A 6476-nucleotide genomic window follows, 5' to 3' on the forward strand; every position below is an offset into this window, starting at 1 on the left:
TGAAACAATGGTCGGAAGACGGGACGTGGGAGCGGATTTGGCGTGCGCTGTTGAGTCGAATGGATGCGGAAGAGAAAATCGAATGGGCTCAAGCTTTTCTGGATGGTCGATTTGTTCCTGCCAAAAAAGGGGAGACGGGATTGGAAAAACCAAGGTGGGCAAGGGAACCAAGGTTATGATGGTATCGGATGGAAACGGGGTGCCGATCGGTCTGTATCTGGACAGCGCCCAACATCATGAAATCCGGCTAGCGGAAGCCACCCTGAAAACGGTTCGGGTACCGCAAAGGTGGGGACGTCCCCGAACGCGGCCCAAGGAATTGGTGGCTGACAAAGCTTATGACAGCCGTTCTTTCCGAATCTGGTTGCGCCGACGAGGAATCAAGCCCACCATTCCCACCATTCAGCGAAAAAGCCGCAAACCCCGTCGTGGCCGTCCCATCCGTGTGGGAGAGGGATACCGCCGGCGTTGGATCATTGAGCGTTGCTTTGGGTGGATGAACAATTACCGTCGATTGGTGGTCCGATATGACCGATATTTGCATATCTATAGAGCTTTTTGCCTGATTGCATTCATTATTTGGTGTGTAAACCGAATTTTGAAATAGCTTCTAGTGATTCTAGTGATTCTACCTAAACGGTCGTCTGAGGGAAGTGTCGGTTTTGCCAGAATGACGCCATTTTAGATATTTATATTTGGAGGGATCGACGAACCTTGGTGATGCTTTTTCTTTTTTACATGTAGAGTTCTATTGACCACAAGGGATGAGTGGATATAATCTTCGATGAAAGACTTTGAATTCCTATGAAGGGTTGCAAAAGATTGGGGGGAAAGCGATGAAACGAACGCTCTTATGGATGCTGGTCCTTTGCCTGGTTTTCAGCAGCGGATGTTCCCTGCTTTCCGGAAAGAATGCGGATCAGGCTGATGCGGACAAGGATTCGAATGAAGTGGAGGTGAAACAGGCCGCCACCGATGTGGAAGGAATGCTCCGGGAGGGACCGGGCAAATATGCCGGAGACAAGTACGACGAGGAAAAGGTGAAGGCGGAGCTGGATAAACTGCCTGACAACATGACGGCGGATGAGGCTTATAACCATTTGGTAGCCTTGCTGGCCGAAGACTACAAATCAATCCTCAGGGAACTGGATGCGTTGGACCCCACCATCAAAACAAATATTGAAGAACCGGGAGGTGTCAACGCTCCGGAGGGAAATCTGCCTAAGCAGGTGAATGTGGAAATCCTCCTGGATGCCAGCGGGAGCATGGCCGGCCGGGTGAGTGGTGGTGTGAAGATGGACCTGGCCAAGGAGGCAATCCGGAATTTTTCCTCCAAACTGCCGGAGGGCGCCCAGGTGGCACTCCGGGTATACGGCCACAAGGGAAGCAACCAGCAGAAGGATAAGGAACTCTCCTGCAAGAGCACCGAAGTGGTTTATCCCCTGGGGGCCTATGACAAAGCTACCTTCCAGAAGTCTCTGAACAAATTCCGTCCGACGGGCTGGACTCCCTTGGCCGCGGCGATCGAGCAGGCGAAAAATGATTTGAGCGAAAATACGGGAGAAAACGTGGAGAACATCATTTACGTGGTGAGTGACGGGATCGAGACCTGCGGCGGGGATCCGGTCAAGGCAGCGAAGGAGCTGCATGAGTCGGAGATCCAGGCGATCGTGAACATCATCGGATTTGACGTGGACAATGAAGGACAGCGTGCGTTGAAGAAGGTGGCTGAAGCCGGCGGAGGGAAATATACTACAGTTAGTTCAGGTGAGGACTTGCAAAGGTATTTGGAAGAGGAATATGCTCGTTTGAGGGTTGAATGGATGACTTGGGGAAGTAAAAGTTATTTAGATGCCCAAGAGCAGTGGGGAGATAAGTGGAATGAAATGACTAACTTAACTACATCGTTATCTGAAAGGAACTTCCAGGAAAATTCTCGAATGTTAAAAGCCAAAAATTATCTCGAAAAAATGGGGAAATTGCAAAACCCTGTTGAACTATACAATAGGATTATTGATCGATGGAGAAAAATCAATGCATACCAAAGAAATCGATATAAAGAATTGGATAAAGTATTAGAAGAGGAAAGAATTAATGAGCAGCAGAAAGTGAAGAAGAAAGAAAAAGAAATGCTAGAGCAATACGATCGTTAATATGAAATAAAAAGGCAAATATGAGTCATTCCTACTTCATACTTTGTCTTGTTTTCCTTTTTTGCAAGCACTTTTCGCAGGAGGAGACTATAATATATGCTTCATCGCTACCGTCGTCGGCTTGATCGACGGGGAAACGTAACAATGTTTTGGGTGGTGGGGCTTGCCGCCTTCTTTGTAGTGTTTTCGATGGTAGGAACGTTGGTAGTTGCGTGGATGCAACACGCCTATGCTCAAGCGGTGGCGGATGCAGGAAGTTTGGCGGCCACGAAGAAACTGGATCAGCTGGTGCAGGAGGAACTGAATCGGGCAATGCAGGAAGCCATGAATGTGTATCCCGACAGGGATCCCTATTCGATCGTTATGGGGACCGAGGAAAAACGGCATGCCTTCATGAGAAGGGTGTTAGAACGCCGGCAAAATGAGCTGCGGGAAGAGGTCAGAAAATATGTGACCAAGAACGGTGGTCACAAACACGGGGAGATCCGCCTGCCCGTAAACGGGAGAATTGAGGTCGAGGCTCGGATGAAGTACGAACCGCCGGTCTTTCAGGATTGGTTTAAGGATGCCTTTGTCAAAGGCAGTGGTACGGGACCTAAAAGAGATTATTTGAAGTGGTTAAAATCAAGACAGACAATCGCCTATTAGTGGATCGATAGCAATCACGGGTCTTAATCAAGCCGGTTTCCTCAAGTCGAGGAAGGGGGAGCAAACCGGTGCTAAATAAGAGCATTGGGCGAAGCTTTAAAAAGGGCTCTGTTACAATGGAGTTTGTGACGCTAATCCCATTGCTTTTGATCATGATATTATTTATCGCCCAGTTTTTTGTTGCCGGCATGGCTGTTGTTGAGACGGAGGTTACTTTGCGTGATACGGTTCGGTACGCGGCCGAAATTGGAGATGAAAAGAAAGCCAAAAGATGGGGATTAAACCGGTTTGATGCCTCCGGATATTACGACATGGAATCACTGAAGGTGGAAATCAAAGACGAAGAGGTTATTGCTACCGCCCGCACACGGATCGAGTGGTTGTTTACCTCTGCGGCTCCGTTTCACTACCGCAGTAAAGTCAAGACACCGGTGATTGATTAATCCATTTGTTCTTTTTCTTCAACATGGATTTTGCGTAACAGCGTTGAGTAACTTAATAACTGCTGCACTTTGTAGCAATTCCCCTGTTTTTTTTGGGAGGAATGGAATTGAAAGGTCTATTTGTGGGGTTTCTTGTATGGAACCGGACACAAAGGAAAGGTTCCGTGACTCTCGAATTTGTGGTTTTGTTACCTTTGTTTATTCTATTATCCTTGATAGCTTGGCAACTCTTTTTATCAGGGATGGCAGTGATAGACACTCATGCGGCAGTGCGTGACGCGGTACGAGTGGCGTCCACTACGGGTGACACCGATGAGGCGGAGGAAAAGGGGAAAGACTCTTTCGGACAATCACGAGGCTACAAGCTGAAGCGCTTGGATGTCAAAATTGAAGACGGTGAAGCGATCGCCAAGGCGAAAGTGGAGATTCCGATTTTATTTATGGCTTCCAAACCGATCACCTATGAAACGGAGGAAAAAGCGCCGGCTCTTAATACGTACAATTTTGCCAGTCCGTTAATGATGGGTAATGGACAACTGGGTTTCCCTGTGGCTAATCCAACAATTAGCTCAACTTTTGGTCGTCGGACTGATCCTGTTTATGGTGGAACAGCTCAGCATAAAGGCATTGATTTTCCTGCCCCCATCGGTACGCCTATCTATGCTGCCGAAGACGGGATAGTAAAACGCGCGGGGCCTGCTACAGGTTTTGGATGTTGGATAGTTATTGACCACGGCGGAGGATTGGAAACCGTGTATGGCCACATGTACCCGCATCAGATATTAGTTGTTCCCGGACAGCGGGTTAAAAGAGGTCAACAAATCGCTGCAGTCGGTAATAACGGGAAATCAACAGGGCCTCACTTGCACTTTGAAGTCCGCGTTAGAGGAGAACCAGTGGACCCGCTTCCTTTCTTGTCCGAGTAACGGTCTGTAGAAAGATGTAGCTATTTCACGGTTAGGAATTCTGTGATATGGTGTGAAACGAGCGAGAGGAGAGAAAGCATGAGGAAAATATACCGTATAATGGCATTATTTATGCTTTCTTTCATTTTTTTAACACTCATCTCGCCATTTTTAGGTATTGCATTTGCTGAAGGCTACCAGGGCCAAGCAGGAGGTTACCAGGGTAAAGCGGGAGGCTACCAGGGCCAAGCGGGAGGTTATCAGGGCCAAGCGGGAGGTTACCAGGGTCAAGCAGAAGGTTATAAGGGCCAAGCGGGAGGCTATGAGGGTTCAAAAGATAACAATTCAGGATCGAAAAAGACAAATCCTCAAGGGAAACCGAAATCTGATGACAATAACAAAGGATTTTTACCAGATTATTGGCCAGGGTTAAAATATGTAGGAAAAAATTTGTTGACTGACTACTTTGGTGAACATAACTCTTATAAAGTATAACGGAATAAAGATTATCTTAAAGGAATTGGAAGAAAAAAATCCGAATATGATTGGAAAGCGAGATACGCGGTCAAGGCATTACGAAATGGTTTTGGCTTACTTCTTCCAAGTCATGATGATCCTGATAACCCTAAAAAAGATGATCAACAAAGACCATCACTTTTAAAAACAGGGTTGGATGCTTGGGACGCCGTTGACAAAGTTAATGATGTAATGGGGTTATATGATGGCGGAATGCGAAAAAATATGTAGAAACAGCAGAGCTATATAAAGCTGCAGGTTTGATCCCTAAAAATAAAATATTAGCCAAGGCAAACCCAATACTTTCCGGAATTGGGATGTTGTTTGGAGCTGTAGAGACTGTAGATAACTTTGTAAAAGGTGATGTAGCAAGTGGGATTCAAAGCTTAGGGGATACCCTAATGAGCGCGGGACCTCTGATTGCTCTGGCGTCACCGCCTGCCGGCTTTGTCGTGGGAGTTGTTGGTGGGGGATTGTGGTTGGGTGCAACCATCTACAAAAACTGGCCTGCTATTAAACATGGATTTAAAAAATTGGTAAACGATCCTATAGGTTTTGGAAAGGATTTGGTTAATGATACAGTATCAGCAGTGAAAAAGGCGGGAGAGCTGGTTTCAAAGGGTTGGAACACAGTGAAAGGATGGTTTAGTTGAATATGAAGAAGTTGAACATGAAGAAGCTGTGGAGAATGGCTGAAAAAAGAGTTCCTAATAGGGTTGTTCAAACGGTAAAACAATATAAGAGAGGAAAGGAAACATATTATTTCCTCCCATTCAATCTTGAATATAAAGGTGAAATATACTATTGTGTTCAATACGAACCAACCGAACAAATTCTTGTAGTTCGAGAAGATGGGACTGTTCCATATTATGATGAAGCTAAAAAAGTAATAGAGCTGTCAGCCCGTGTAGCCGCTGCAAATGCGGCATTAAATATCAGAGCGGAGCATTTGCTCAGAACCCGGACAATCCAGACGTATCGGCATATATTGTCCTTGTTGGAAAAGATCGAAAAAGAACTCAAAGATCGGTTGTCTCCGGAGATTCGGGAGGACCTGGAGACCTTTCGGCAGGTATCGAAATATCAGATTGAAAAGCGGCGGGAAATGGAAGATGCGATAGCTAGGGGAAGAGAGGTCCTAGAAAAGGTTTTTCAGGAATTTCGGGTGACTGAAGAAGACATAAAGGAGATGCGCAAATTACAATTACAACTTGGAAAAGCAATGTACGATCGGAATCAGGCTCAACTTCGGTCTTTTGAAAAGCGGGAACGGCTCATGCGTGCACTCATTTTTCGCATCCCACCCTGGAAAATTCTTTTATGGATGCGTTATCTTATTCTGCTTTTTTACCACCGGAACATGATGAATCGGATACGTCCTGAGGACAAGAAACCGATACAGGAGATGGAGCGAGCCTTTCGAGGGGAATATACGGATTCAGATATAGCTATACTCCACAAAATGAAACGTTCAGCTCGCAATCCTAGTGCCCCGTCGACTAACTTAGATCGGGAAATTCCGAAGGAAAATGTTACCTCATGGTCGAATGGATTCATAGGTGATCGAAATGATTTTCGTTCGTGACTTGACCACCAAGGAAGGCAATCAATTAAGACATATCATTCGAAAAGGATCCCATCCGGTGAAAGTCCGGCGGGCAATGGTTATTCTGGCATCCGCCCAAAAGATGACCGTCCCAAACATCGCCCGACTGTATCACCTATCCGAGGATCACGTTCGACGGTTGATTCACCGGTTTAATAAGGAAGGGATGAAATCGCTTCACCCCCGTTATGGAGGCGGCCGCCCG

Annotated in this window: 9 protein-coding genes; all 9 read left to right on the forward strand. The window is 46.4% G+C overall.

Going from position 1 to position 6476, the window contains the following annotated elements:
- Window positions 1-82: 82 nt before the first annotated feature.
- On the forward strand, window positions 83-607 hold the full coding sequence (locus tag BM063_RS18405) for an IS5 family transposase (protein ID WP_425439185.1): 525 nt from the start codon (window positions 83-85) through the stop codon (window positions 605-607).
- A gap of 229 nt (window positions 608-836) precedes the next feature.
- Window positions 837-2153, forward strand: coding sequence for a vWA domain-containing protein (locus BM063_RS16930; protein ID WP_143085425.1), 1317 nt, complete (start codon window positions 837-839; stop codon window positions 2151-2153).
- 96 nt (window positions 2154-2249) lie between these two features.
- Window positions 2250-2801 (forward strand): pilus assembly protein TadG-related protein, encoded by a 552-nt coding sequence (locus BM063_RS16935; RefSeq protein WP_092041848.1) that lies wholly within the window; start codon window positions 2250-2252, stop codon window positions 2799-2801.
- A 116-nt stretch (window positions 2802-2917) separates the two neighbouring features.
- Window positions 2918-3244 carry a hypothetical protein gene (locus BM063_RS16940; protein ID WP_092041852.1) on the forward strand — a complete coding sequence of 109 codons (327 nt, stop codon included), beginning with the start codon at window positions 2918-2920 and terminating at the stop codon, window positions 3242-3244.
- Between the two features lie 101 nt (window positions 3245-3345).
- Window positions 3346-4170, forward strand: a complete 825-nt coding sequence (locus BM063_RS16945; RefSeq protein ID WP_092041854.1) for a M23 family metallopeptidase — start codon at window positions 3346-3348, stop codon at window positions 4168-4170.
- Window positions 4171-4248: 78 nt separating this feature from the next.
- Window positions 4249-4644, forward strand: coding sequence for a hypothetical protein (locus tag BM063_RS17435; RefSeq protein WP_143085426.1), 396 nt, complete (start codon window positions 4249-4251; stop codon window positions 4642-4644).
- 281 nt (window positions 4645-4925) lie between these two features.
- A complete protein-coding gene (locus BM063_RS17440) occupies window positions 4926-5318 on the forward strand; it encodes a hypothetical protein (protein WP_143085427.1) in 393 nt (130 codons plus the stop codon).
- Window positions 5319-5335: 17 nt separating this feature from the next.
- Window positions 5336-6250: a hypothetical protein gene (locus BM063_RS16955; protein WP_143085428.1), complete on the forward strand. Its 915-nt coding sequence runs from the start codon at window positions 5336-5338 to the stop codon at window positions 6248-6250.
- Window positions 6234-6476 (forward strand): helix-turn-helix domain-containing protein (locus tag BM063_RS18410; protein WP_143085378.1); only part of this gene is annotated, 243 nt, incomplete at its 3' end. The genes BM063_RS16955 and BM063_RS18410, both read left to right, overlap by 17 nt.

The organism is Planifilum fulgidum (assembly GCF_900113175.1).
Lineage (GTDB): Bacteria > Bacillota > Bacilli > Thermoactinomycetales > DSM-44946 > Planifilum > Planifilum fulgidum.

Bases quoted from the DNA above. Each gene is read 5' to 3' on its own strand.
- BM063_RS18405 (WP_425439185.1), top strand. From the start codon at position 83: ATGGGCTCAAGCTTTTCTGGATGGTCGATTTGTTCCTGCCAAAAAAGG.
- BM063_RS16935 (WP_092041848.1), top strand. From the start codon at position 2,250: ATGCTTCATCGCTACCGTCGTCGGCTTGATCGACGGGGAAACGTAACA.
- BM063_RS16930 (WP_143085425.1), top strand. From the start codon at position 837: ATGAAACGAACGCTCTTATGGATGCTGGTCCTTTGCCTGGTTTTCAGC.
- BM063_RS16940 (WP_092041852.1), top strand. From the start codon at position 2,918: ATGGAGTTTGTGACGCTAATCCCATTGCTTTTGATCATGATATTATTT.
- BM063_RS16945 (WP_092041854.1), top strand. From the start codon at position 3,346: ATGGAATTGAAAGGTCTATTTGTGGGGTTTCTTGTATGGAACCGGACA.
- BM063_RS16955 (WP_143085428.1), top strand. From the start codon at position 5,336: ATGAAGAAGCTGTGGAGAATGGCTGAAAAAAGAGTTCCTAATAGGGTT.
- BM063_RS17435 (WP_143085426.1), top strand. From the start codon at position 4,249: ATGAGGAAAATATACCGTATAATGGCATTATTTATGCTTTCTTTCATT.